At 52.3% G+C, this 24,857-nt stretch carries 17 protein-coding genes and 9 tRNA genes; 5 read left to right on the forward strand and 21 right to left on the reverse strand.

Going from position 1 to position 24,857, the window contains the following annotated elements; genetic code table 11:
* Positions 1 to 97 precede the first annotated feature (97 nt).
* Both DWY25_RS06355 and pheA read right to left on the reverse strand, forming a co-directional pair.
* Positions 98 to 730: a hypothetical protein gene (locus DWY25_RS06355; protein ID WP_117894534.1), complete on the reverse strand. Its 633-nt coding sequence runs from the start codon at positions 728 to 730 to the stop codon at positions 98 to 100.
* On the reverse strand, positions 727 to 1,572 hold the full coding sequence (pheA, locus tag DWY25_RS06360) for a prephenate dehydratase (protein WP_117894535.1): 846 nt from the start codon (positions 1,570 to 1,572) through the stop codon (positions 727 to 729). The genes DWY25_RS06355 and pheA overlap by 4 nt, the downstream gene beginning before the upstream one ends.
* 93 nt (positions 1,573 to 1,665) lie before the next feature.
* Here pheA and DWY25_RS06365 point away from each other — a divergent pair, with 93 nt between their 5' ends.
* From DWY25_RS06365 to DWY25_RS06375, 3 genes are all read left to right on the forward strand, one after another.
* Complete coding sequence (locus tag DWY25_RS06365; protein ID WP_117894536.1) at positions 1,666 to 2,259, forward strand: hypothetical protein; 594 nt, start codon at positions 1,666 to 1,668, stop codon at positions 2,257 to 2,259.
* 179 nt (positions 2,260 to 2,438) lie between these two features.
* Complete coding sequence (locus DWY25_RS06370; RefSeq protein WP_117894537.1) at positions 2,439 to 3,266, forward strand: MerR family transcriptional regulator; 828 nt, start codon at positions 2,439 to 2,441, stop codon at positions 3,264 to 3,266.
* A 296-nt stretch (positions 3,267 to 3,562) separates the two neighbouring features.
* Positions 3,563 to 4,015, forward strand: coding sequence for a hypothetical protein (locus DWY25_RS06375; RefSeq protein ID WP_147336669.1), 453 nt, complete (start codon positions 3,563 to 3,565; stop codon positions 4,013 to 4,015).
* Between the two features lie 128 nt (positions 4,016 to 4,143).
* On the opposite strand, the gene DWY25_RS06380 is transcribed toward DWY25_RS06375, so the two are convergent.
* The 8 genes from DWY25_RS06380 to DWY25_RS06415 all read right to left on the reverse strand — a co-directional run bounded on the left by DWY25_RS06380 (position 4,144) and on the right by DWY25_RS06415 (position 19,889).
* The gene (locus DWY25_RS06380; RefSeq protein ID WP_117894539.1) at positions 4,144 to 4,725 is read right to left on the reverse strand and encodes a TetR/AcrR family transcriptional regulator; all 582 of its coding nucleotides are present in this window, start codon (positions 4,723 to 4,725) and stop codon (positions 4,144 to 4,146) included.
* Positions 4,718 to 8,701 (reverse strand): efflux RND transporter permease subunit, encoded by a 3,984-nt coding sequence (locus DWY25_RS06385; RefSeq protein ID WP_117894540.1) that lies wholly within the window; start codon positions 8,699 to 8,701, stop codon positions 4,718 to 4,720. The genes DWY25_RS06380 and DWY25_RS06385 overlap by 8 nt, the downstream gene beginning before the upstream one ends.
* Before the next feature lie 157 nt (positions 8,702 to 8,858).
* On the reverse strand, positions 8,859 to 12,224 hold the full coding sequence (locus tag DWY25_RS06390) for a response regulator (RefSeq protein ID WP_117894541.1): 3,366 nt from the start codon (positions 12,222 to 12,224) through the stop codon (positions 8,859 to 8,861).
* The gene (locus tag DWY25_RS06395; RefSeq protein WP_117894542.1) at positions 12,221 to 13,498 is read right to left on the reverse strand and encodes an ABC transporter substrate-binding protein; all 1,278 of its coding nucleotides are present in this window, start codon (positions 13,496 to 13,498) and stop codon (positions 12,221 to 12,223) included. The genes DWY25_RS06390 and DWY25_RS06395 overlap by 4 nt, the downstream gene beginning before the upstream one ends.
* Before the next feature lie 447 nt (positions 13,499 to 13,945).
* Positions 13,946 to 15,430, reverse strand: a complete 1,485-nt coding sequence (locus DWY25_RS06400) for a DNA recombination protein RmuC (protein ID WP_117894543.1) — start codon at positions 15,428 to 15,430, stop codon at positions 13,946 to 13,948.
* Between the two features lie 173 nt (positions 15,431 to 15,603).
* Positions 15,604 to 17,562: an alpha/beta hydrolase family protein gene (locus tag DWY25_RS06405; RefSeq protein ID WP_117894544.1), complete on the reverse strand. Its 1,959-nt coding sequence runs from the start codon at positions 17,560 to 17,562 to the stop codon at positions 15,604 to 15,606.
* A 27-nt stretch (positions 17,563 to 17,589) separates the two neighbouring features.
* Positions 17,590 to 18,546: a carbohydrate kinase family protein gene (locus DWY25_RS06410; RefSeq protein ID WP_117894545.1), complete on the reverse strand. Its 957-nt coding sequence runs from the start codon at positions 18,544 to 18,546 to the stop codon at positions 17,590 to 17,592.
* Positions 18,547 to 18,668: 122 nt separating this feature from the next.
* Entirely contained in the window at positions 18,669 to 19,889 is a 1,221-nt protein-coding gene (locus DWY25_RS06415; RefSeq protein WP_117894546.1) for a GGDEF domain-containing protein, read from the reverse strand.
* Positions 19,890 to 20,200: 311 nt separating this feature from the next.
* Here DWY25_RS06415 and DWY25_RS17715 point away from each other — a divergent pair, with 311 nt between their 5' ends.
* Positions 20,201 to 20,350, forward strand: a complete 150-nt coding sequence (locus tag DWY25_RS17715; RefSeq protein WP_181981725.1) for a hypothetical protein — start codon at positions 20,201 to 20,203, stop codon at positions 20,348 to 20,350.
* A gap of 80 nt (positions 20,351 to 20,430) precedes the next feature.
* Here the strand turns inward: DWY25_RS17715 and DWY25_RS06420 are convergent, their stop codons facing one another.
* A complete protein-coding gene (locus tag DWY25_RS06420; RefSeq protein ID WP_187117669.1) occupies positions 20,431 to 21,288 on the reverse strand; it encodes a retropepsin-like aspartic protease in 858 nt (285 codons plus the stop codon).
* 206 nt (positions 21,289 to 21,494) lie between these two features.
* Between DWY25_RS06420 and DWY25_RS06425 the strand changes: the two genes are divergently transcribed.
* The gene (locus tag DWY25_RS06425) at positions 21,495 to 22,373 is read left to right on the forward strand and encodes a DUF362 domain-containing protein (protein WP_117894548.1); all 879 of its coding nucleotides are present in this window, start codon (positions 21,495 to 21,497) and stop codon (positions 22,371 to 22,373) included.
* 83 nt (positions 22,374 to 22,456) lie between these two features.
* On the opposite strand, the gene DWY25_RS06430 is transcribed toward DWY25_RS06425, so the two are convergent.
* The 10 genes from DWY25_RS06430 to DWY25_RS06480 form a co-directional block, all read right to left on the reverse strand.
* Positions 22,457 to 23,374 (reverse strand): polyamine aminopropyltransferase, encoded by a 918-nt coding sequence (locus DWY25_RS06430; protein ID WP_117894549.1) that lies wholly within the window; start codon positions 23,372 to 23,374, stop codon positions 22,457 to 22,459.
* Between the two features lie 429 nt (positions 23,375 to 23,803).
* Positions 23,804 to 23,879 (reverse strand) — tRNA-Phe (locus DWY25_RS06440).
* Positions 23,880 to 23,881: 2 nt separating this feature from the next.
* A tRNA-Met gene (locus DWY25_RS06445) sits at positions 23,882 to 23,958 on the reverse strand.
* Between the two features lie 23 nt (positions 23,959 to 23,981).
* Positions 23,982 to 24,072 (reverse strand) — tRNA-Ser (locus DWY25_RS06450).
* 9 nt (positions 24,073 to 24,081) lie between these two features.
* Positions 24,082 to 24,158, reverse strand: a tRNA-Ile gene (locus tag DWY25_RS06455).
* A gap of 20 nt (positions 24,159 to 24,178) precedes the next feature.
* Positions 24,179 to 24,255: transfer RNA gene (locus DWY25_RS06460), tRNA-Met, on the reverse strand.
* Positions 24,256 to 24,269: 14 nt separating this feature from the next.
* A tRNA-Pro gene (locus DWY25_RS06465) sits at positions 24,270 to 24,346 on the reverse strand.
* A gap of 39 nt (positions 24,347 to 24,385) precedes the next feature.
* Positions 24,386 to 24,462, reverse strand: a tRNA-Arg gene (locus DWY25_RS06470).
* A 100-nt stretch (positions 24,463 to 24,562) separates the two neighbouring features.
* A tRNA-Leu gene (locus DWY25_RS06475) sits at positions 24,563 to 24,649 on the reverse strand.
* A gap of 7 nt (positions 24,650 to 24,656) precedes the next feature.
* Positions 24,657 to 24,730 (reverse strand) — tRNA-Cys (locus tag DWY25_RS06480).
* Positions 24,731 to 24,857 lie beyond the last annotated feature (127 nt).

Here is a 24,857-nt window from a genome sequence, read left to right on the forward strand (position 1 = left end):
TATCTTGTTTCCGACGAGAAACACTGCCGGAAATCCATATTTATTATATCATTACGGCTTCGATAACCGAATCTTTTTTATGTAAAAATCCAGGATTTTAAGCCGCAGAGGTCAACTTTTTTATCATCTCTGTATAAATTTGCTTCAGCTCGGCCTGTTCCGCTTCGCTCATCGGTGCGGCATACGGATCGTGTGAATCAACGGTCGCGATATGATTGGCCGCGACCCGGCCATTAAGAACCAGCGCGACGTCCGGCACGTAAAACCCTTCTTCGCCTTCCTCATCCTTCAGCAGCCAGCCTTCAAAAAGCGTCATGATCTTTTCAATCATCGCTTCCGAGTAATTTTCAGGCTTGCTTGTATCGACATAATAGACAACTGCGCCGTTTTCCTTAGCCGCTTCATTTAAAACCGGCACCGCTTCGATACACCACGGACAATTCGGCTTGCCATAATAGATCATGAACGATTCACCCTGTTCGATTTTTTCCAGCGAAGCTTCCAGACTGATTTCAACGAAAGCATTCTGCTCGTCCGTGAAGCCTTCATAAGCGCTCAGGTCGGCGGATTTGTCGTTCACCGTCGGATCGGGAGTCGCTGCCGGCAAAGGCATGGGCGTTTGTTCGATTGCCGGCGAAGGTGTGAGGGACGGCGTGGGTTTCGCTTCCGGCGCAGTGGCGCATCCGCTGAGCATCAGCGCACCCAACAGAATCACAAGTTTCCTTCTCATAACAGCTCTCCGTTAAACGCCCGCTTGTAGCTGCCCAGAACTTTAACCTCCAGACAATGCTCGCGAACCTCGGCAATCGCTTCCTGCGTCTTCGGCTGAAGCAGACTGCCGTCGAAATCAATATAGAAACAATACTCAAACATCCGTCCGCGGATCGGCCGGGATTCCAGCTTCAACATGTTGATGCCCCGCTGAGCAAAGACTCGAATGACCTCATACAACGCGCCCGGTTCATGGTTGACGACGAAATACATGCTGATCTTATCTGCCTCCTGAACGGTCTGCTCGCCTTTTGCCACACAGAAAAACCGCGTTGTATTCAGCTGATTATCCTGTACCCGTTCCTTTAATATAGGCAGGTGATAATATTCCGCCGCCAGCCAGCTCCCCAACGCCGCTTTCGACGGATCCTGGCACTGCGCCACATATTCCACGCTTTTCGCCGTATCCTGATAGGTCACCGGTTTAATCCACGGATGCGCCGCAAAGAAACCGGAGCATTGATCGAGCGGTTCCGGATGGGAATAAACCTCGCGCAGATCCTCGATGTTCGTTCCCGACAGACCGATCAGCTGCTCGTCGATCCGCACTAAAATCTCGCCGACCGCAAAGATATCACTGTCCTTCAACAAATCATAAGTCCGATAAATAATCCCTGTCGTCGTATTCTCCACCGGCAGCAGCGCGTAATCGATAGCGCCGCTTTCAACGTCGGCAATGATCGACGGGAAATTGGCATAATTACAAGCGGTGAACGGCCTATCCTTAAAAAACTCCTGTACGGCAATTTCACTGAAGGTGCCGTGCGCCCCCTGATACCCCACCTTAATTTTCTTATCCATGATCTTCCTCCAAAGTGAATTTATTGTATCACACTTTTTTCCGCCGCGAAGTCCGGATTTGAATTGAAAGACGCTTTTCGCTATAATGATGTCATGAAAAAAATGCGTTCTGTCTTGAATAAAACCGAGCTGGCCGGCGGTGTGCTGTTTCCGCTGTTCACCTTGTTTCTGATCCTGCGCGATGATCCGCTGACCACCAATTTATCCTGGGTTGGCAACGGTCTGGGCTACCGCTTGTTGCTTGTGCTCTGGGCTATCGCCGGCGCGCTTGTTTTCCGGGCGATGATCCGCGCATTGGCTGAAGCGCTTAACGTTTCGTTACAGCGGCGGGAAGATCTGACGTTTCTTCTGATGATCGCTTCGATGCTTGTGCCTTATCTGCCGGAATCCTTTCCGTTTCTGGCTCAACTGCATATCCTTGTCAGCAATCTAGCCTTCCTGGCACTGAATCTCTTAATCCTGCGCGTCTTCTATGCCGGACAGCGGCGCAGATGGCAGTTAGGCCGCTGGGGAATGGAAATGACCGCGGGGATTCTGGTTGTCTGCGCCTTATTGTATATCCGCTTTCTCAGCGTCAATTCCTTACTCGAAATGTTTTATACCGCGGCGATGGCCTGGCTGTTGATCCTCGCGCGCCGAAAATGCGGGCCGGTTCCGCAGGATAAACGCCCGGATTCCTTCCAATAAAACGAATCCATTCATTTTCACAAAAGCAGATCTTCGCCGGTCTGCTTTTCCTGTTTATCCCGGCTTGATAGTCAAAATCTACTGTTTGTCAGAAACTCTGGGCCTTATCCTTGAGGCAGACAGCGGGGTGGCTTATAATAAAACCAACAAAGTTCCAGATCAGGAGTCAGGTGACAAGCATGGAAGAGAAAGAGATTTATACCATCACGGAATTCGCGGAGATGTTCCGCATTACAAGACAAACACTGATCCATTACGATAAAATCGGATTATTTAAGCCCGCGAAAATCAATGACAACGGTTATCGGCTGTACGAGCACTCGCAGAAACCGAAAATGATCGAAATCATGCAGCTGAAAGACGCGGGGATGTCGTTATCGGATATCATGGAAGTCATGAAAAAAAATAACGCGGATTCAATCTTAGCGCTTTTCGATACACAGATTGCGAAATTAGATGATCAGATCCTGGAATTGCAGATGAAAAAACTGATTACACATCACCGGAAGATGTACTATCAGTCGCTATTTGGAAAATACGAATTAAACAAGATCTTTGTCAGCGAGGAACAGGAAAGAACAGCCTTCTTCGCCCCTTTTGATTTATCGCTGGAAGAAGACGCGATGATTGACGCCGCCTATCGGAAATGTGTGGAATTGACATTACAGCACACCAATATTCAATTTGAAGGCTGCGGCGTTCTCTTTCGCAAAGGAGCGTGTCACAGCGCGGATCCCTACCGCGACAGCGGCGTCTTCTTCATCATTAAAAATATTTCGGCCGATCATTCCAATTTGATCACCCTGTCCGGCGGAATGAAAGTAAAAAAATATTTCTATGGCAATCCGGGACAATTTGAGCTCTTATGCGACGTCATGCAATATATTGACGACCATCATTACGAAGTCACCGGCAATATTGTTCTGCACAATATCGTCGAAAATTACTACATCGCCGGTAAAAACGATTTGAGTATGCTGGAAGTTCCGGTCAGAAAATTACCCTGAAGAAAAAACTGATCCACCTCAGGATGAATCCGTCAATTCATTTCATTTCTACCACGCTTAAAATTTGAAACGGCATTACGCCGGCAGCGCAAAGTAAAAACAAACCGCTTTGTACCGCCGGCCTTTTTGTATGTTGGGATTGAAGAAACATGGGAAAGCCGATATGCCTGCTTTCATCCTTTAGTAAACTTTTTTGAAAGTTAATTAAAGCAGGAAAAGGGATTGACTGTATTCCTGCTATACAGTTTATCATGGTCAACGTATGATGCTTACAAAGCACGGAAAGGAACAGAATGATGAAGAAATTTTTAGCTTTAGTCCTGGCAGCGGCATTGCTCGCAGGCTGCAGCGCTCCGGCAGAACCAAAACCTACACAGGAACCTACCCCGACGCCGGAGACAGAAAATAAAGAAACCGAAAAGAAGGAAGTGGCAACGAGCGGAAAATACGTTGTTGTCAACACGACGGGGGAAACAATCACTGAACTGTATATCTATAAAACAGGTTCAGAAGAGAAAGGCACGAATTACGCGGATGGCGGCCTTGCGGATGGCGAAAGCGTAACGATTGAAGTTCAGGTTGATGAAGCGGAAGCGGAGGGCTATGCCCAGACCCTAGAGTTCGTTAATGAAAGCGGAAAGGTTGAAAATGGTTTCCAGACGCTGCACTTGGAAGATGTAACGATAAATCTGCTTGCGGAAGGCGCGGACGCTTACACTGCGGCTACACCGTTCCAGTTTGGTCACTAATTCGATTTTATCCTGACTGATAAATGAAGAAAAGAAGATGGAGTCTTAGGTTCTAACTAAGTTCTCACATCTTCTTTTTTTATTTTAGCGTTTAGCGTTCAATTGAACTTCGTCGTTTTAATTGCCGTTTATGCCAGCGCTTCCCGCAACCCCTGCCAGGCATAGTCCGCGGCCTGAGCGGCGGAGATCTGTAACTGCGGGTTGGTAATTTGGAAGCAATACGCCTGCATGACGCCGATCAAGACAAAGCGCTGATACTCCCGCGGCCGCTGCGGCTCGATTACGCCTTCCTGCAGCGCCTGGTCCAGCAACAGATCGATTAAACGGATCATCTGGCGCATAATATTTTCCATCGCTTCCTCGCTGACGTATTGTTTTAGCTCCCGCTTGCCGACGCTGGACATCAGCGTCTGAAACGGCGAGAACTGACTCAGGGCTTTTTCCATCACCGTCAAAATCTGCCGAAAGCCGGCCTCGAAGCCCTGATCGAATTGAAGCAGGCCGCAGAAGCTGTCAAATTCCTTATGAAATGTATACAACAACGTTTCCCGGATAATTTCCTCTTTCGAAGAAAAGTATTCATAACAGGTGCCCTTGCCGATCCCGCTGGCTTCGGCAATTTCCGAAACCTTCAGTTCATTGAGCGAGCGGCCCTGCTGCACCAGACTGATCACGCCGAGATAGACCTGAGTCTTTTTCTCCTCACTCATGCGCTGGTTCTGCCTTTGCTTTTTTGCGGTCCTTGCGGCGGCTTGTCACTTCGATCATAATCGGCACGACAAACAGCGTCAGCACCGTGGAATAAGTCAGACCGCCGATTGTGACGATCGCCATGCCCTGCATCATATCGCTGCCGGTGCCGATCCCCAGCGCCATCGTCGTCATCGCCAGAATCGTCGTCAGCGCCGTCATCAAGATCGGACGCAGACGAGTCCGGCCGGTTTCAATGATCGCTTCGCAGGTGGCATAGCCTTGTTCTTTCAGCTGGTTGGCATAGTCGATAAAGACAATGCCGTTGTTGACGACGACGCCGCACAGCACCAGAAAGCCCAGCATCGCGACGATGCTCAATTCCTGACCGGTGATCAACAGGCCCAGGAAGCCGCCGGTAAAGGCCAGCGGAATCGTAAACATAACGATAAACGGAGATAACAGGCTCTGGAACTGAGCGACCATGATCATGTAGATAAACGCGATCGCCAACAGAATCATCTGAATCATCGTGACCATCGTTTCCATGATCGTTTCGTTTTCACCGCTGAACTCCAAGCTCACCGATTCCGGCAGTCCGCTGGTATCCAGCTGCTTCTGCACGTCGCGGGTAACAAGGCTGACGTTGTAGCCCTCCTTGATCGTACCGCTGACATTGACAAAGCGGCGGGAGTTTTCACGGTAAATGCTGTTCATGCCGGTGCCGTTTTCGATATCGGCAATCCGCCACAGCTCAATTTCCTTTTCTTCCTGATTTTCAGTTCCCTTCAGCTTCATATCCTGCAGGTTATCCAGCTGGGTTAAGGAAGCGGCGTCCTGAACGATGACGACCGGATAGTCCTTGTCCTGAATCGCCAGAGTCGTGCTGGTCGTTTCCTCTTTAATACTGGAAGCGACGCTCTGATAGACCTGCGCTACGGTCAGGCCGTATTTCATCGCTTCATTCTTATCGACGATGACGCGGACTTCCTTGACCGGATCCTGCTGACCGTCGTCCACGACGTCGATGCCTTCGATCTGCTTCAACTGATTGCCGAGCTGGATCGCGGCCGTCTGCAGCTCGTCCAGATCATCGCCGTACAGCGTCATCGCGACGCCGCTGCCGCCCAGCACGCTCAAATCCATATTGCTTGTGGAAACTGCCGCATCAACAGGCAGATCCGCCAGAACCTGCGGGATTTCCGCTTCCATTTTTTTCGTATTCGCTTTTTCTTCAGTGATGATATAGAAGGTCGTGGAGGTATTGCCGCCTCCACCCATCATCGTAGACAGGCCGCTGCCGCCGCTGGTAACGCCGACGGTCTCGACGCCTTCCACCTGCATCAGCCGTTCCATGACCTGATCGTACATCGCGAAGCATTCCTGATCGGTAGCGTCCTCATTCTGCAAGGTCACACTGACCGACATCTGTCCGGAATCCATCGACGGAATCAGCGTCATCCCCATGTTCATAACGCCGATCGTACTGAAAATCAACAACGCGATAACGCCGCCCATGACGATCAGCTTGTGACCCAGCGACCATTTCAACAGCCCGGTATACCCGCTGACCAGCTTCTCAAAGAAGCCGTGCTTCTTTTCATTCTGTTTTTTCAGCATCTTGCTGGCAAGCATCGGCACCAGAGTTAAGGCAACGATCAGTGAGGCGAGCAGCGAGTAGGCGATCGTCAGTCCCATATCGACGAACAGCTGACGGGCCAGACCGGTCGCAAACACGATTGGCAAGAAGACGCAGACCGTCGTCAGCGTCGAAGCGATGATCGCTCCAGCAACCTGTTTGGCGCCTTCAATCGCCGCATCGATCAGGCCGACACCCTCATTGCGCATCCGGTAGATGTTTTCAATAACGACAACGGAGTTATCGACGAGCATCCCGACGCCTAACGCCAGACCGGACAGCGAGATAATATTCAGCGTCACACCGCTGAAATACATCAGCACCATGGCGAACATCAGCGAGATCGGAATACTGAGGGCGATGATCACCGTCGGCTTGAGATCGCGCAGGAATAAGATCAGAACGATAATCGCCAGAATGGCCCCGTACAGGAAATTCTCCAGAACGGAATTGACGATCATGTCGATATAGACGCCCTGATCCATCAGGGTTGAGAAATGCAGACCTTCATACTGCGTACCCAGCTTGTCAAAGGTTTTATGCAGGGCTTTGCAGACGTCCGCGGTCGAGGCGGTCGAGCTTTTCTGGAAGGAAAGCATGATGCCCGGATTGCCGTTGACGCGGGTATATAATTTTTCACTGTTATTGACGATCTGAACGCTGGCCAGATCCTTCAGCCGGACTTCTTCCAGTCCGTCGATCTCCATCGACATGAGAAGCAGATTTTCCACTTCTTCCAGCGAAGCGAACTGATCTCCGACCTTGATCAGCAGCGAATCGTCGTTGGAGGCGATATAGCCGGCCGGCATCGAGAAGTTCTCCGCCGTCAGCATCGTCGAGATCATGCTCGGCGAAAGGGCTTCAGAAATATTTGCTTTTTTCAGTGCTTCATCGCGGGCGTCGGCAATCTGTTTCAGACCGTCCTCAATCTGTGTCTTGGCGGATTCCAGCGTTGTCTTGGTCGTGGAGATCGTCATTTCGCCCTTGGTGATCTCACCGGCCGCGGTCAATTTGCCGGATTCCAGCTTGGACTGCAGGCTGTTGAGGTCGGAAACGTCGATCCCGGCTTTTGTCAGCATACTGCTGGCCGCCTGCTTCACGCCTTCAGCCGTCGCGATTTCGATTTCAACATTGCTTAACTTGACCTTCGCGTCGTCGTATTTCGGAACGATCTGAAGCGCGCCCTGCATCGCTGCGATTCCGGCATTCGCTTGGTCCACCGTACTGTTGAGCTGCTCGAGCATCGCGCTGAGGGCAGCTTTGGCCTGACCGGCATTTTCCAGGTCGGCAAGTCCCGCCTGCTGAAGCATCAGCTTGATTTCCTCCGGCAGTTCCATTTCATCCGGAAGATCCTGAATTTGTCCCTGAAGCGCAGTTAATCCCTGAATTCCCAGCTGCGCTTGGGCAAGACCTTCCTGAGCCTTTGCGATAGCCGCTTCAACGGCTGCCGTAACTTCCTCTGGAGTGGCTTCCGCGCTTAAGCCTAGCTGCGCCTTCAGCTGATCCACGCCGCTGACGATCTGTTCAAAGGCCGCCTTCTCCGCTTTCAGCTGAGTGATCTGCGAATCCATCGCGATCAGATTCGTCGCCGCCTGCTGCAGCTGGACGGAAGACTGCGCCAGCTTGTCATAGGTTTCATTTTTCGTACTGGTTAATTCCGATTCGCCGTCGGTGATTTTCTGCAGGCCGTCGTTGACCTCCTGCAGCTTTTCCCGCAGTTCCCGTTCGTTTTTCGCCAGCTCGGAATCGACGCTGTCCAGCACTTTGTTGTTGATCTCGTCGATCTTGTCATGATCGAGCACGATCTGCACGGTTTCTTCCAACAGACCCGTCGGATCGACCGATGCGACACCCTTGGTCTTTTCCAGCTCCGGTACGACCTTCTCATTGACAAAGTCGCTCAATCCCTGCAGGTCATGACCGTCATAATCTGCCGTCGCCATCATAATCGGCATCATGTTCGGGTTGATCGCCATCAGCGTCGGACTGGAAATCGTTTCATCCAGATAGCCCTTCACCAGATCGATCTTGGCATTCAGATCGAGCATTGCCGTATCCATGTTGGTATCGTCGGCAAATTCCAGAATAATTAACGATAAATTGTCCGAAGAAATCGAACTCATATTCGACAGGTTTTCTGTCGTGCTGACCGAGGATTCCAAGATCCGGGTCAGACTGGTTTCTACTTTTTCGGCGCTGGCCCCCGGATATGTCGAATAGATGACGACATAGGGCAGCTCCATTTCGGGCAAGAGGTCAGTTGTTGAATTCATAAATGAAATCACGCCCAGCAACAGGCACATGACCACGCCCACAATCACAGTATAGGGTTTCTTAACACTAAACTTAGAAAACATAGGCCTCTCCTTTTCCCGACCGACTGGTCGGTCACTTCGCTATTGTATTCCTTTCCCTGCAAAAATACAATTGACAAACGCATGAATTTATCAATTTCCAGGCCTTTCCAGCAAAGTAAAATCCCACCCGAAGGCGGGATGTGGAAAAGAACATCAATTAGTATTCCGGCAGATTCTCATCCGAATTTCCGTTTGAGAGAAACCGGCGCAGGATCTCCGCGAGCCGGTCCATGTCGATCGGCTTGGCGAAATGGGCGTTCATCCCGGCCTGCATCGCCAGCCGCACGTCTTCTTCAAAGGCGTTCGCAGTCATCGCGACGATCGGCAGCGTTTTACTATCGCGGCGGTTGAGCTTCCGGATCTGACGGGTCGCCTCGTAGCCGTTTAACCGCGGCATCTGAATATCCATCAGCACCAGATTGTAATACCCCTCGGGACTGGCCGCGATCCGGTCCACCGCAGCCTGACCATCGGCCACTTCGTCGAGTTGAACGGTGATCAGACTGGCAATCATTTCCCGGGCGATCTCGCGGTTGATCTCATTATCCTCGGCCAGAAGCAGACGGCATCCGCTGAAATCTGTGATCACCGGCTTACTCTCAGCCGGCTCACGCCGTTCGTCCTCCAATTCGTAAAGCAGGCGGCAGATTTTAAAACGGTAGAACGGCTTGGTCAAAAAGCCGCTGACACCGCTTTGCCGCGCCTGTTCCTCGATATCCGACCAGTCGAAAGCTGAAAGAATGACAATTTCAGGCTGGGCGCCCAGTTTTTGCCGCAAGGCCTGAACGGTTTCCAGTCCGCTCAGCCCCGGCATTTTCCAGTCGATCAGAATCAGCCGGTACGGATCCTTTGCGCGCTGTGCCTGTTCCGCGGCGTCCAATGCGGCTTCCCCATTGTCGCGGTAATCGCAGCGCAGCCCCAGCGCCGTCATCAATTCTCCGGCTTCCTCGCCGATCTTCGGATCATCGTCCACGACCAGAATGTGGGCACTCTGCCAGCGGGCAGGAATTTGTTCTTCGGTTTGACTTTGCAGCGGTAAAGGAAGAATTACAGTGAAGACCGAACCCTGTCCTGCCGTGCTTGTGACCTGAATCTCGCCGTTCATCAGATCGACGAGATTTTTTGTGATCGCCATGCCCAATCCAGTTCCATTTTCATTCGGGGCCTGCGGGTGATCCGAACGTTCAAAGGGCTGAAACAGACGCGTCATGAACTCTGGATCCATCCCGATTCCGGTATCCGCGCACCGGAATACAAAATTCTGACAACCTTTATATAAGCTGGAACGCTGACTGATTTCCAAGGTAATCGTGCCGCCTTCAGGCGTATACTTCACGGCGTTGCTTAAAATATTAATACACACCTGACGGATCCGCAGCGGATCGCCAACGACCCCTTCCTTCTCCAGCCGCTCCGGTTGGAACGCAAAGGTCTGATTTTTTTCTTCTGCCTGCGGCCGGACCAGTTCGACAACCTCGGTGATCAGCTCGGCAAAATTAAACGGTTCCTGCGCGATCGTCAGCTTGCCGCTCTCAATTTTCGACATGTCGAGAATATCGTTGATCAAGCTTAACAAATGCTTGCTGGAAAGACTGATTTTGCGCAGACAGGCCTGGACGCGTTCCGGATCGTTGAGATGCGCACCGGCAATTGCGGTCATGCCGACGATGGCATTCATCGGCGTGCGGATATCATGACTCATATTGGAAAGGAACTGACTCTTTGCGGCGCTGGCCGCAGTCGCGTTCTCCAAGGCAGTTTTCAGTATCTCCTGCTGGCGCTCCGCTTTTAAACGCTGTTCATCGGTCCGGCGGGAAATTAAAATTGCCAGCTGATCTTCGGAATACGGGTTATCGACATGGATGATCTGCGTCGTCGTCCAGTGAAGCTGCTCGTCGGTCAGCTTCATTTTCATCTCCAGCACAACCTCGCCGATTCCGCCGGCAAACGCCTCCTGCAACGCATTCAGCTGAAATTGGCGATAATCCTGCCTGAATTCCGGATCAATGGACGCTTCCAGTTCAGTGTATAACTGGCTGTAAGTTTCTTGTTCGCCCAGCCGAATCATCAATCCCGGCCGGACATAGACGAACTGCACCTGGTCCTGCGTCAGATTCAGGCTGATGATCACAGGATAGGCGTTGGACAACGCACTGACCAGCGTCAGCCGCTCCTGCAGCGTTCTTTGTTTTTCCGCTTCTTCCACCTGCTTTTCCTTGGTGATGTCGTGAAACGCGTAGATCAGCACCGGTTCTCCGTTTTCATCCAGCGTTTTTTCAATAATCCCCGAGGTCCAGAACACACCGCCGTCCCTATTCTTCATCATCTCGACGAGGTTGATTTTTTCCCCGCTGCAAATCGCCGCTTCAATTTGTCCGGCAAAGTGTTCGTAATCCAATTTAGGCATCGAAGCCCGCAGGTCAGGATTGAGAACTTCGTCTGCATTTTCCAGCGTATAGCCCATCAGCCGCCAGCCTTCCCGGTTGAGCTGAAGCAAACGATAAGGCTGAGTGGTGGAGATTAACGCGACCGCTTCCGGCAGCGCGTTATAAAGATGACTGATATAATTGGTTTGATGCGTCAGACGCCGCTGCGTCTTGGTCATGTGACGCAGATAAAGCAGAACCAGCGCGCTGATCCCCAGGACTGCCGAAGCCACCAAAGCCAGCGACTGTCTTAGCAGCGCGTGAGTCTGAGCGTTGACGGCAGCTTCCGGAATAATTGAAATTAACGCCCAGTCCGAGTCCAGCCCGACTGGCGTAAAACAGAACACCGTGCGTTCGCCTTCATAGGTAAAAATTGCCCAGCCGGTTTCTGCGGACTTCAGTGAATCCGCAAATAAAGCCAGAGCTTGGGAATCATTGTTTTGGGAAGAAAGCATATCCAATAAATTCTGCACCGTCTTGTTGCTTCGCGGATGCGAAGAACGGATCAGAACGTCGCCGTCCGCGTCGACGACATACGAAAACCCGGCGTCGTTATAGAAGGACAGCGTAAACGTATCAACAATGCCGCGGACTTCAAACTCCTTTATCAAATACCCCTTTTGATCATCTGAAAAATCAACTTCGAACACTAAGTCGAATACATCCATGCCGGTCACGCTGCTGATGTGAGGATCGATCACGGCCTGACCGCCGCCGTGGGGATCCAGCTGCGCGAGCGCCTGCTGATCACAGGGCCGGTCTGACGGCAGGCAGACTTGTTCGCCGAAAATCAGATGGACGTTGCTTTCCAGCGTGTTGATTTCACGAAGCAGTGTGTCGAGAGCGGCGGAATCGGATGCCGGATAGTCTGCCAGACGATCGGCGATGTTCCGCAGATCCGCATAATTTTCATCTAACTGCACAGCCAGCGTACTCCGGCCCTGACGCGTCGATTCTAAAATCGTATTGATCGACTGCTGCCACAGCTGGGTTTTCACACTGCTAATAAAATGTGTCGTCAACAAGCAGAGCGTCAGCGCCAGCGCTGCCGCCCCGACTGTGACGGCGCGGCGGGTATTGCGTACAAGTTTCTTCATGATTGTTCCTCTTGTTCAGCGTCCGCGTCCAGCTGTTCCATAACCTGATCCAGAGATTCGCCTTGAAGCAGGCGGACGATGGCTTCCGCGGTTAATTCCCAGATCGGTTTATCCAGCAGGGAATCCGAGCCGATCACCACTCGTCCGTCCGCATACGCCGGAATCAGCGGCTGAATCTGCGTCAGCCTGGAATGACCGCCGTTTTTTAACGGACTGAATGAAGCCTGCTGATCGGCGAACTTTTGAATGTTCTCCGGACGGGTGAAAAACTCTACGAAACGCAGCGCTTCTTCGCGATGCGGACTGTCAGCGTTGACGCTCAGCCGGGTGTCGGCATTGATTACCGCAAAGCCGCCGTCCTCCAGCAGAGGATAAGGGACGACAGAAAACGCAAAATCCGGGTTCTTCTGTGCCAGCCGCCCTGCGGCCCAGGCGCCGGTCAACAGAAACGGCGTCTGTCCGTTCGCAAAAAGCTCCAGATCGTCGGAGGTCTTCTGTGTCGTCAACGTTGCTTCCGGATCCAGATAGCCGTTGGCGATCATCGCTTCGACATACGCAAAACCCGGCCTCAGCTTTTCGCTTAAGGTTGTGAATCCCAGATTCACCTGTTCGAAGTAGTCCGCCTGCTGCCGGGTCTGATAGAGCGCTGCCAATCCGATACCGATCGCGACCGTCTTCAGGGATATATCGTTATTCGCGATCACCGGCGTGATTCCCTGACTGACAAAGTAATCGCAGACCGCTTCCCATTGAGCCAAGGTCTCCGGCACGTTTTGATGGTGTTTTTGCAGCAGATCGAGATTGCAGTAAAGACCAAACACGGAGACTGTCGTCGGCACCCAATAGATATGCTCTTGTTCCCGCATTTGACTCAACATTTCATCCGTATAGTTTTCAATGGTCGCCAGGCCGGAAAGATCGGCGAGCTGTCCTTGGGAGGCTAAGATCAGTTCAGTGTCATGATTGATCATAAACACATCGTCGCCCTTGCCGTTAGCCATGCGTTTGAGCAGCGCCTCATAATACGCCGAGCCTTTAAGACTTTCGTAAGCGACGCGGATATCCGGATTTTCCAGCATGAACTGCGAAATGATTTCTTCGATCACCTGCACGTTTTCCGGTTCGTATTTATTGCCGAAGTAGGTCAGCGATACCCTCGATTCTTCATTGGAAGGCAGAATGACGACCGGATTGGCAGGCCCTGCGCAGCCTGTAATGATGAATAAGACAAGAGCCCAGACGCCCAACGAATGTCCTTTGTTTTTTCGCCGCATCGTTTCCCCATCTCCCTTTTAGCTGCTTTCTGATTTCAAATCAGACCAGGCAGCGTATTCTTTTTCTGATATGATCTAAATTTAATCAGAAATGAACTGTCAAAAATACTAAATTTCTGATTCTCACAGCCTGATTTTCCCTATTAGTGAGTCTCCAATCTTTCCGGTATTTCGTCAATTCCGATTTTGTCTTTTTTAGCATACCATAAAGGGACTTTGATCAACAGAGTTCACAATTTAGGAACATAACGGAAGATGGCTTGGAAAACAAGAGAAAACCGACATCGGTCAACGCTAAAAAAAAGAAGCCGGGGAATTCAATTTGAATTTCCGTGCTTCTTCAAAAAACGATTTTCCCTATGATCTCTGCACAGATTTTATGAATCAACTGATCGCGGCTCCTGCGCTCCCCCGCGATTCTTATCCGCCTTGTCAATTCATAAAAGCTTACGCTTCGACCGGACTGTCGTCCTCCGCCGTAGTTTCCAGCAGCTGGGCTGACTGAGCCGGATCGAGCTTGTCGACCGCCTTCAGCTTGCGCTGAATCATCCGCGTGCGCGTACCGACGAGCTTATCGAGTTCTTTATTCGCCTGATCCAGCCGCTGCTGGGTCATCGCCAGTACGTCGTGGAACTTATCGAATTCTGTTTTCACCGCGCCCAGGATCGTCCAGACCTCGCTGCTGCGCTTCTGGATCGCCAGCGTTCTGAAGCCCATCTGCAGACTGTTGAGCAGCGCTGCCATCGTGCTTGGTCCGGCGATGTTGATGCGGTAATCCCGCTGCAGCGTTTCGACTAAGCCGCGGTTGACGACTTCGGCGTACAGGCCTTCAAACGGCAGAAACAAAATCGCGAAATCGGTTGTGTAGGGCGGTTCGATATATTTATCGTGAATATCCTTGGCAAAGGAACGGATTCGCTGCGACAGCACGTTGACAGCCTGCGTCACGGCTTCCTGACTGCCGGAATCGTAGGCATCCTGCAGGTTGGAATAGGCGTCAGCCGGGAATTTGGAGTCGATCGGCAGCCATACCGGCTGATCGTCCTCCCCCGGCAGCTTGATCGCAAACTCGACGACGTTCTTGCTTCCCGGCACCGTCGCGACGTTGGTTGCGTATTGTTCCGGCGATAGAATTTCTTCCAGGATCGCGCCCAGCTGGATTTCCCCGACGATGCCGCGGGTCTTGACGTTGGACAGCACTTTTTTCAAATCGCCGACGCCGACAGCCAGCGTCTGCATTTCGCCCAATCCCTTATAGACTTGTTCCAAACGATCGTTAACGAGCTGGAACGACTGTGTCATCTTGTCCTCCAGCGTCTTCTGCAGCTTTTCATCAACAGTCTGGCGCATTTCATCCAGCTTCCGGTTATTGTCCTGCTGGATCGCAGCCAGTTGTTTTTCAATCGTCTGACGCATGTTTTCCAGTTTCTGCTCGTTCCCCGTTTCAAAGGTTTTCAAGCGGTTTTCCAACACGCTGAACTGATTGGCCATCGCCGTGTTGAGCGTATTCTGCTTTTCCGACAGCGACTGGCTGATCTCGGAGAATTTCCGGCTCTGCAGCTCGGAGATTTGTTGCTGATTGGAGCTTAACAGCGCGCTTAAAGACTGCAGCATTTCGCGCTGGGCTGCCTGCTGCTGCAAAACGCTGTGATTCATGGCGTCGAGCTTCTGGCTTTCCGCCTGAAATGCGGTCTGTTGATTAGCGCTCAGCATTTCGCCGACTAACCGCACGGCGTTCTGCGCCCCGTCGACAATTTCCTGCCGGCTCTGCCGGTCCTGTTCCGCCAGCGTCGTCTGCAGCGCGCTCAGCTTTTTATCGAAATCCTGCGCTTCAAGTCTGGCCAGCCGCCGGTTGACGGCCATCATCTGAAACAGACAAAACAACGCGGCGCCGGCGGTGATTGCCGTCAGTATTAAAATTCCTGTTTCCATTCGTTTGTCCCCCGCTTTCTCATGCCAACAGCCGGTCAAGGCCGGCTGTCCGGTGTTCTTCATTATACAGGAAAAACGGCTTGAACACCACTGCGCTGCAGCGACTTTCAAGCCGTTAAAATCAAAACCTGTCTTTCAATCCAACGATACGGATCTCTGATATTCTTCCAACTTTATTTCTGACAATGCTGATTCATCCAGCCGGTGATCTCACGCAGCCGCTTAAAGCGGTGCAGTGGTTTGCCGCTGCGGGACAGCTCGTGGTTTTCCCCCTTAAACAAGCAGGCGCGGGCTTCGACGTTCAGCACCTTAAAGGCCGTAAACATTTCCATCGCCTGCGATACGGCGCAGGTATAGTCCTCAAAGGAATGAATAAACAACGTCGGCGTCGTGCAGAAATCCGCGTATTTCAAAGGCGAGTGATCCCACATTTTTTCCATGTGATTCCAAGGTTTGCCGCCGTCATGCAGATCGTCGTCATAGCTGATCCCGGAGGTTCCGTAATCGCTGATCCAGTTGGAGATGCTGCGCTGGCTGGCGGCCGCGGCGAAGCGGTGCGTATGCGTAATGATCCAGTTGGTCATGTAGCCGCCATAGCTGCCCCCGGTGACGCCCAGCCGCAGCGGATCGATCTGCGGGTTCTGTGCCAGAATGTGATCCGTAAATTCCATGATATCTTCATAATCGATCGTTCCATATTTCAGGCGCAGATCCGCAAAGGCGTCGCCATAGCCGTCGGATCCGCGATGGTTGCAGAAGAAGACATAATAGCCCGCGCTTGCCCAGACCTGCATTTCGTGGATCAACAGTTCGCCATACGTCGTGCGCGGACCGCCGTGAATGTCCAGGATTGCCGGATATTTCTGATCCGGCTGCCAACCGACAGGTTTGATCAGCCAGCCGTCGATCGTCTGACCCGCGGAATTGACAAAGCCGGCGTACTCAACAGGCTGAACAGCCTTGTTTTGGAGGTCTTGTTCGCTGATCTGCGTGCGCCCCCTCAGCGTTCCCGATTCGTCAGCCGTATAGACTTCCTGCAGCCGGCCCGGTTCCATTGCGCAGAACACATATCCGGATTCCGTCAGATCAAAACCACTGACGGCGCCGTTGAACGCGACTGCTTTTTCCAAACGGTCTCCCTGCAGCCGCATCAGTTCCGTGCGATACCCGATCGTGGATGTAAAATAAAGCACATCATCTTTCATCATGAACGTTTTTCCTGATCCATAGCGGACGTCGCTGTTGACACAGCTGCCGATGGAATATTCGTAATCCAGTACCTTGCAGACTTCCCCGTTCGCAACATCGCAGCGGTAGAAATCACAGCTCGTACCGTTGCCATAGGCCTGCATATCGGTTGCCATCAACATCAGCACGTCGTTTTCCGCGGCGATCGCGCCGATCCGCAGTTCTCCCTGCGGCACAAGCGTGCGTGAGGTGTGCGTTTCAAGATCATAACAGACCAGCTCCGATGTTTTCGGCTGCACATCCCGCCAGTTCTTTCCCGTATAGAATATCCGCTGACCGCTGACGATCACCCGGCCGCAATCATAGCCCTCCGGCGTGATCCGCTGATGCTGACCTGTGCGTTTGTTCCAGAGCAGGCAGCCGCAGCGGTCTGAATCGATAAATCCGGCGCCGTTGGCAACAAACGGGACTTCATGCAGAATCACATAATCCTGCGCGTCGTCCAGTTCTTCCTTGGACGTCGTCTGGGGATCTAAAGTATATAAATTTTCCTGAATCTTCAAAACCACCCAATTGCTGTCCGCCACCGGCGTCATCTGCAGGACGGCGTAGGGAACTTCAAACGCTTTCCGGGCTTCGCCCTGGTTCAGCGATAGCCGGTAATAAACGGTTTTCTGTTCATACGGTTCCGGTTTATCCTGCGGCTTGCGCTCCGCCGCGAACAGCACCGTGTTGTCATCCTCAAAGCAGAATGACGAAACCTTGCCGTCGCTGATCAACGGCTTCAGCTGCATCGTCGCCGGCTCCAGTTCCATCAAATTGGTGCGGTAGCCGTTTTCCGCCTTGTCCATCTGCGTTTGCAAGCACAGGATATGCGTTTTGGAGGCCGCCAGGCTGTGTACGAAATGGTAGTCGGTCAAGTCTTGAATTTGTATTCTTTCCATGTTGTTTCCCACCTTACTATGAATTGGTTACAGGATACCGCACTTTCCCTCCGCCGGCAAGTCCTTTCCGGCGTTTTTCCGCCAGGTGTTCAGCACGGCATCAAATTCGGTTTCATCCAGACGGGCGGAGGATCGGGCGACAACCCGGGCGGCCATCGCGTTAGCCAGATCCACTGCCTCGACTAACGGCCAGCCCAGCTTCAGTCCCGCCAGCACCGTTCCGGCATGGCAATCGCCGGCGCCGATCGTATCGACAACCTTTGCCGCGACGCCCGGAAGTTCCTGGACATTGCCCTCTGCTGAACAGCACACCGCGCCCTGTTCGCCCCGGGTGATGATCACAGCCTGACCAAACCGATCATGCAGCGTTCTCGCGGCTTCTTCAATCGCTCCAGTCCTGCTTAGCCAGCAGGCTTCCGCTTCATTCAAATGCAGGACCGGCCGGCACGCTTCCATTTGCTGCCAGTGCAACGCATCTAAATGCATCAGCCGTGCGCCCGGGGCGAAAAAAACCTGCGGTCCGGGATGATCGCGCAGCCATTTCAACATGGCCTGTCCGCTCGGCTCCTCCAGTTCAATTCCGCAAACATACACATAGTCCAGCTGCGCCGGATCGAGGTCTGCCAGCCATTCTTCACAGAAGCCATATTCCGCGCCATGGGTTGATAAAAACGTGCGCTCGCCGCTGTCCTCCACCAAACACAGGCAGCAGCCGTTATCCTGACCTTTCACCCGCACCGCCGGCGACAGTCCTTCTTCCCTCAAAAGTTTCTCGGTCAGCTGGCCGAAAACACCGTCGCCCGTCGGCGAACAGTGAAACAGCGGCAGCTGGAACAGCCGCAGCATCCGCGCCGCATTATAGGAACAACCGCCCAGCGCCATCGTCATGGAACGCGTATTGATATCCTCCTGGGTTACCGGCAGATGCGGCACCCGGACGATCATATCGATCACCGTGGAGCCCAGAATCAAGGTTGTTTTCATTTTCCTTCCCCTTTCATTGATCCGTTGATTTTATCATACCACGCCCATTCGCAAAATGGACGGCAATCTCACCGAATTAAAAAGGGAAGCGTTGAAAACATAAATCAAGAATTCAACATGAATCAATAGAATACACAGCTGTTTTTTCCCTGGCGCTTGGCCTGATACATCGCCGCGTCGGCTTTCAAAAATAATTGACGGTACGTCGTTCCCTGCGCAGGAAAGAAGGCGCAGCCGATGCTGCAGGAAATTCCTGTCAGGGCAGCCGAAGGCTGATGCAGATGCTGCAGCTTCTGACGAATCTGTTCCAGACGGGCGCCAGCCTGTTCGCCAGTTCCCGCTTCCTGCAGTAAAACGACAAATTCATCGCCGCCGATCCGGCCGACTAAATCCTCCGGCGCAAACAGCTCGCGGATTTCAGCCGCGGTTTGCCGCAGCGCTTCATCGCCGCAGTCATGTCCATAGGCGTCGTTGATCTGTTTGAAATTATCAATATCCATCACAGCCAGCGTCATGCGTTTCCCCTCCGGAGCGCAGCGCAGTGTTTCCTCGATTAGCTGCTGAATCTTAAAACGATTATATAATCCCGTCAGGCAGTCCTGGTGCGCCAGCCGCCGCAGCCAATGAAGCTCGCGCCGCTGCTGATCGATATCACTTACCAGGCCAAGCACCTTCACCGGCTGACCCTGCGCATCCTTTTCAGCCGTTAGTTCCAGCTTATACCAGCGAAAGTCTTTCCCACCGCAACGCAGGCTGAGCTCAATGGGCGGGACCGGCTTTCCCTGCCGCAGCTGGCTCCGGATTTCCGCGATCTGCGCACCGGAGAGTGAGTGCTGCCGGCGTGCCTGATCCTGAAACAGATTGGAAAGCGCAGGCTGAAAATGAAAATGCGCGAACCAGTTCTCCGACACCCGCAGCGTATCCTGACAAAGATCCCATTCCAGCCAGAATTTCTGCGTCTGCGTTAAAAGCAGCTCCAAGTCAGAGCTGCGGCCGGATGGGGCTGCGCTTTCCGTTTTCACTGCCGCTTCCAGCAGCGTCAGATGAACGAGCTGACCTAAAAGCACGTCGATCACAAGCACATACCGCAGCGGCTTTCCCGCGCACTGCACAGTTCCCCGCTGCAGCATCAGCTGACCGGAAAGCATCTGGATCCGGGGTTCGCCGAGCGTTGTCAGCCGCGGCTGTTCCCACAGCCACCGCGCGGCAGCTTCCCGGCCATAGATTTCGATCTCCCCGCTCACAACAGCCGCTTCCGGCCGCAGCCGGTGCGCGAGCTCCGTCCGCTTTCCCGCCTGGATCAGACGCGTTAAATCTTCTAAAAAACAAACGTTTCCCTTCATCAAAATTCCACCTCTTATCAGATTTATTGTAGTGGCTGATTGCGACGAAGGTTGTCAAACTTTGTCAAGTGAAGAAAGCCGTTGGCGGATCTGTGCCTTGCGGAAGTGGAAATTTTTTTGGAAAAAACATCAGATTCTATGTTTTTTCACGACTGTTCTGGGAAATCAAGGCTGTTTTAAGCGACCGTCAGGAATCTGTAATAAATTGTTAAGCTGCCGTTCATTTCCCCAACGGCTTCGTATGTTATAGTAAGATCAAGAATAAAAGAGCGTTTGGCGCTTATGCTGAAAATAAAAGGAGGGAATCCCCAATGCAAAAAAACCTGACTGTACTCTACAAGTTAGCCGCAATCCTGATCGTGATCGCCTCTGTCTTCTATTTCTCTTCCGGCGCGCTCAACCAAACGCCGAATTTAAACACTCCGAATATGCCGCTGTCGCAAATTCTAATTCCAAACTAACGTTGCGATTCTCTGAAAACGCCGAAGTTGAAAGTCCTCCCTGCTTTCAGTTCTCCGGCGTTTTTTGTTTTTATTCTATGTCAAGGAAGAATGGAATCCGCGGCCTCCGGTTTGAGCTCCAGGCGGCGATTAGGATAATCCAGGCGCCAGCTGCACCCTGCCAGCACGTCCGCGCCCAACAAACCGGCGACCGCCTGATTTCGCACGGGATATAACGACTTATTGATCACGGGAACATGGCTGAGGATAATTTCGGCTGTTCCGATCCGCAGAAGAAGCCGCGCGAGCCGTTTGGCCGGAATCTGCGTCGTTCCATCAACGCCCGTCAGCGTTTCCAATTCCAGCGGCAGTGATTCTGGCAATCTTGAATAAAACAAGGACCCGCCGGTCGTGCTGGTATTGCCGCTGTCAAACCCCCAGCATAAAATCTCGCCGTTCGTTTCCGCCTGCACCACAGGCATAGAATCCCAGCCTGACAATTCATGAACCGTGCTTTTTTCCGGAAGCGACGGCTTTCCCGACAGCCGCTGACTTTTTTCATCCCATTGCCAACAGCCGAACTGAAGAACGTCCCACCCCAGCAGTCCGTCGATTTGCGCGGGATGTCCAGTTTCCAGCTCAAAGACAAAACAGGCGTCCGGCAGCACCATCCACACCTGTTCCGTCACCGTCAGTGCGCCGATCTGCACGGTTTCCGCCAGCCACTTCTCGGCCTGAATCCGTCCCAGACCACTCCCGCCGCCCACAATCTGTTCATGCAGCGGCCGCAGCCCTGCCGCTTCCGCAACCGATCTGCGCACAGCGCTGCATGAAGCGCCGGTATCAAATAAAACAACGGCCGGCTGCCCTTGAAGCTGAATCGGAATCGGGAACACGTTGGGCAGACCCCGGTCAATCCGGGGCAACGGTTGTTCCGCCTCCATCCATGTTAATTTCATCACTCGTCCTTCTCCTTTCAACTTCCTGCTTTCAGTATAACAGGAAAACCTATCCCTGCCGCACCCAATCCCGGATTTTCTATTGCAGAAAGAAAACGCGGACAATTCCATAAAAAAGGATTGACTTGGAGTGAACTTCAGGCGTTACAATAAAGTCACGAGGAAACTGATGCCTAGACGGTTTCCAAAGTAAGGAGGTCCATTCCATGGAAAAATCAAAAGTTTATTTTACCAAGATCATCACGCCGGAAAAAATGATCGAGATGGAGGAAATTCTCGGCCGCGAGCTGAAAGGCAAAGTCGCGGTAAAGCTGCACAGCGGCGAAGTCGGCAATCAGAACTTCCTGCGCCCTGAATTTATGAAACCTGTCATTGAAAAGGTAAACGGTACGGTCGTTGAATGCAACACTGCTTATGAAGGTCAGCGTAATACGACGGAAGCGCATTGGCATACGATGGAAAAGCACGGCTGGTCTAAACTGTTTCCCGTCGATATTCTTGATGAAGACGGCGATCTGGAGCTGCCGGTTGAAGGCGGAAAGGTAATCCAGAAAAACTTTGTCGGCGATCATCTGAAAAATTATGATTCCATGTTGGTGCTGACGCACTTTAAAGGACATCCGATGGGCGGCTACGGCGGCGCGTTGAAAAACATCTCGATCGGTCTGGCGTCCAGCTATGGCAAAGCTTACATCCATGGCGCCGGAGTCGCGGAGAACATGTGGTCCGCGGATCATGATCAGTTCCTGGAATCGATGGCCGACGCTGCGAAATCCATTCTCGACTATGAGAAAGAAAACATTGTCTTCATCAACGTAATGTGCAACATGTCGGTCGACTGCGACTGCTGCGCGAAAGCGGAAGATCCGAAGGTCAGAGATATCGGTATCCTGTCCTCGCTGGATCCGGTCGCATTGGATCAGGCCTGCATCGATCTGGTCTATCAGTGCGAAGATCCAGGGAAAAAAGATTTGATCGAACGGATTGAATCCCGCCACGGCATCCATACGATTGAGGCCGCTGCCGCATTGGGGATCGGTTCGCGGGAATATGAACTGATCGATGTCGATTCCCTTACAAAATAAACGAACTCAACTCTAAAAAAAGAGGAATTCAGCGGCGGGCGCCCCTTGATTAATCAAGCGTCCTGTCCAAATTCCTCTTTTTTTCATTGATCCGCGTACTCCTTCATCACCTGATTCCAGCGCAATACCGAGTCGACCGAGGTTTCCAGCCAATAAAGAAACCGGGTGCCGGGCAGCCGCGGCTCCCGCGTCCGCATTGCCTGGACTAACGGCGCTCCATCCGCCGCGTTATGCCACAAGTCGACGAAGATCGTGTCTACTTCGCCGGGTTTCAGGCGGTCCACTGCCGCGAAGGCATCGTCATGGATAATTTTCAATTTTTCCGGCTGTTCCCACTGCGGCAGAATCCACTGCGTAAACCATTGGATGACCGCGGCTTCCTTCTCTACGACGATTATCTGTTCGACATTGTCCTTGCGTGAAAGATGATAGGCGAAATAGCCTAAACCCAAGCCGCAGACCAGCACCCTTCCCTGGGCTTGTTTCAGCAGCGGGCGCATTGTGTTGATCTCGCTGGGAATTACGCTCATCCACTCAACGCCATTTTCATATACACAGGGATAGCGGTATTCCGTATTGAAATAGCCCAGCTGCGGGCACTCCACTCCGGTTTCATCCACCCGGTAGTCGTCATAGATCAGGATTTCAAACGGCTGATAGCTTTCCCAGCGCACCGTCCAGCCGCCCTGGGCCGTATCCGGAAAATGGATGTTGCGCAGATAAGCGTCGGCTTCATATTCAGCTGCGGACAAACAACGGAATCCCGGCTTGAAATATTGGTCGGCCAGACGGCGGTGCAGCGGATTTTCATCCAGTTCCAGACCCGCAATAATACAAAACAGAGTGTAGACGGCGTCCGTTTCTGATAATCCGCAGCTATGGCACAGAGATTCAACCATCTCCCGTTCAATCGCGCAGGCGTTTTCCCGCAGATAATCCGCAGCGATCTGCGTCATTGCGGAGTTAAGTTCCAATCTTTGTTTCAGCTGTTCCTTTGTCATTGAAGTTCCTCCTGAATTGCCGTGGGGTTTGTTTCGAGATCAGAGATAAGATCTGCCGCCTTCAGAGCGTAGATTTCGCACTGAGTGACGGCGGGATCACATTGACTTTGCCAATCTGACCGCATTGGGTTTATGGGATCGAGGGATCGCAGGAAACAGGAAATCGGGCGGAGTCTCATCCTCGCTTCCCCTAAGCCGGCGCCGGCTGCCGACAGGGTCCGCCAGACAACGCAGATCGAGAGAATCCCGGGATTGAAAACCGGTGAGGATCTCCCTCCGCAATCCGCGGACGAAAACGGCTTGGGCGCCTGGATCCGCGTAACTTTGATTCGCCGGGCTCCGCCTGAATCCTTCCCCCCCCCCTGAATGTCGTCCAATCCCTCCGTTTACTATACAAAAAAACCTGTCAGCGACAGGGTTTTTAATAAGTGGTGGTTCCAGCCGGGATTGAACCGGCGACACATGGATTTTCAGTCCATTGCTCTACCAACTGAGCTACAGAACCATTGGTTGCGGGGGAAGGATTTGAACCAACGACCTCCGGGTTATGAGCCCGACGAGCTACCAGACTGCTCTACCCCGCGATAACTAAGTATAAAATTTTCAATGGCGGAGGAACTGGGATTCGAACCCAGGCGCCGGTTTCCCGACCTACCGGTTTTCAAGACCGGACCCTTCAACCACTTGGGTATTCCTCCAGAATGACTTGGTGGACCCTGTAGGACTCGAACCTACGACCAGCCGGTTATGAGCCGGCAGCTCTGACCAACTGAGCTAAGGGTCCGCAGATCCTAAACAATCAAATGGTAGCGAGGGTGGGACTCGAACCCACGACCTTCCGGGTATGAACCGAACGCTCTAGCCAACTAAGCTACCTCGCCAAAAATTTAAATCATGGTCGGGATGACAGGATTCGAACCTGCGACCCCTTGATCCCAAATCAAGTGCACTACCAAGCTGTGCTACATCCCGAAATATAAGTTCCCGAAGGGAACTGTTTTTTTAATAAAATGGCGCGCCCAGTAGGAATCGAACCCGCAACCTTTTGATCCGTAGTCAAACGCTCTATCCAGTTGAGCTATGGGCGCGTATCTCGTTGTTCTTATCAACAACGCTTTGTTATTATAACAGAGTTCGTGTCGATTTGCAACAACTTTTTTTATTTTTTCACAGCTTGATTTTTAGGATTGGTGGGGATGACGGGACTCGAACCCGTACGATGTTTCCATCACCGGATTTTAAGTCCGATGCGTCTACCGATTCCGCCACATCCCCAATTTTATGGAGGTACCTGCCAGATTTGAACTGGCGATCACAGAGTTGCAGTCTATTGCCTTACCACTTGGCTAAGGTACCATTTCGCTGTGCTTTATTATTATATATGAACTCCTATTAAAATGCAAGGCTAAAATGAAACGAATTTCAGCGGACTTTCAAAACAAAAAAGGCGCCGATTTCAACGCCTTTTCCGTTCTGTTTCACT

Source organism: Holdemania filiformis (genome assembly GCF_003459085.1).
GTDB lineage: Bacteria > Bacillota_I > Bacilli_A > Erysipelotrichales > Erysipelotrichaceae > Holdemania > Holdemania filiformis.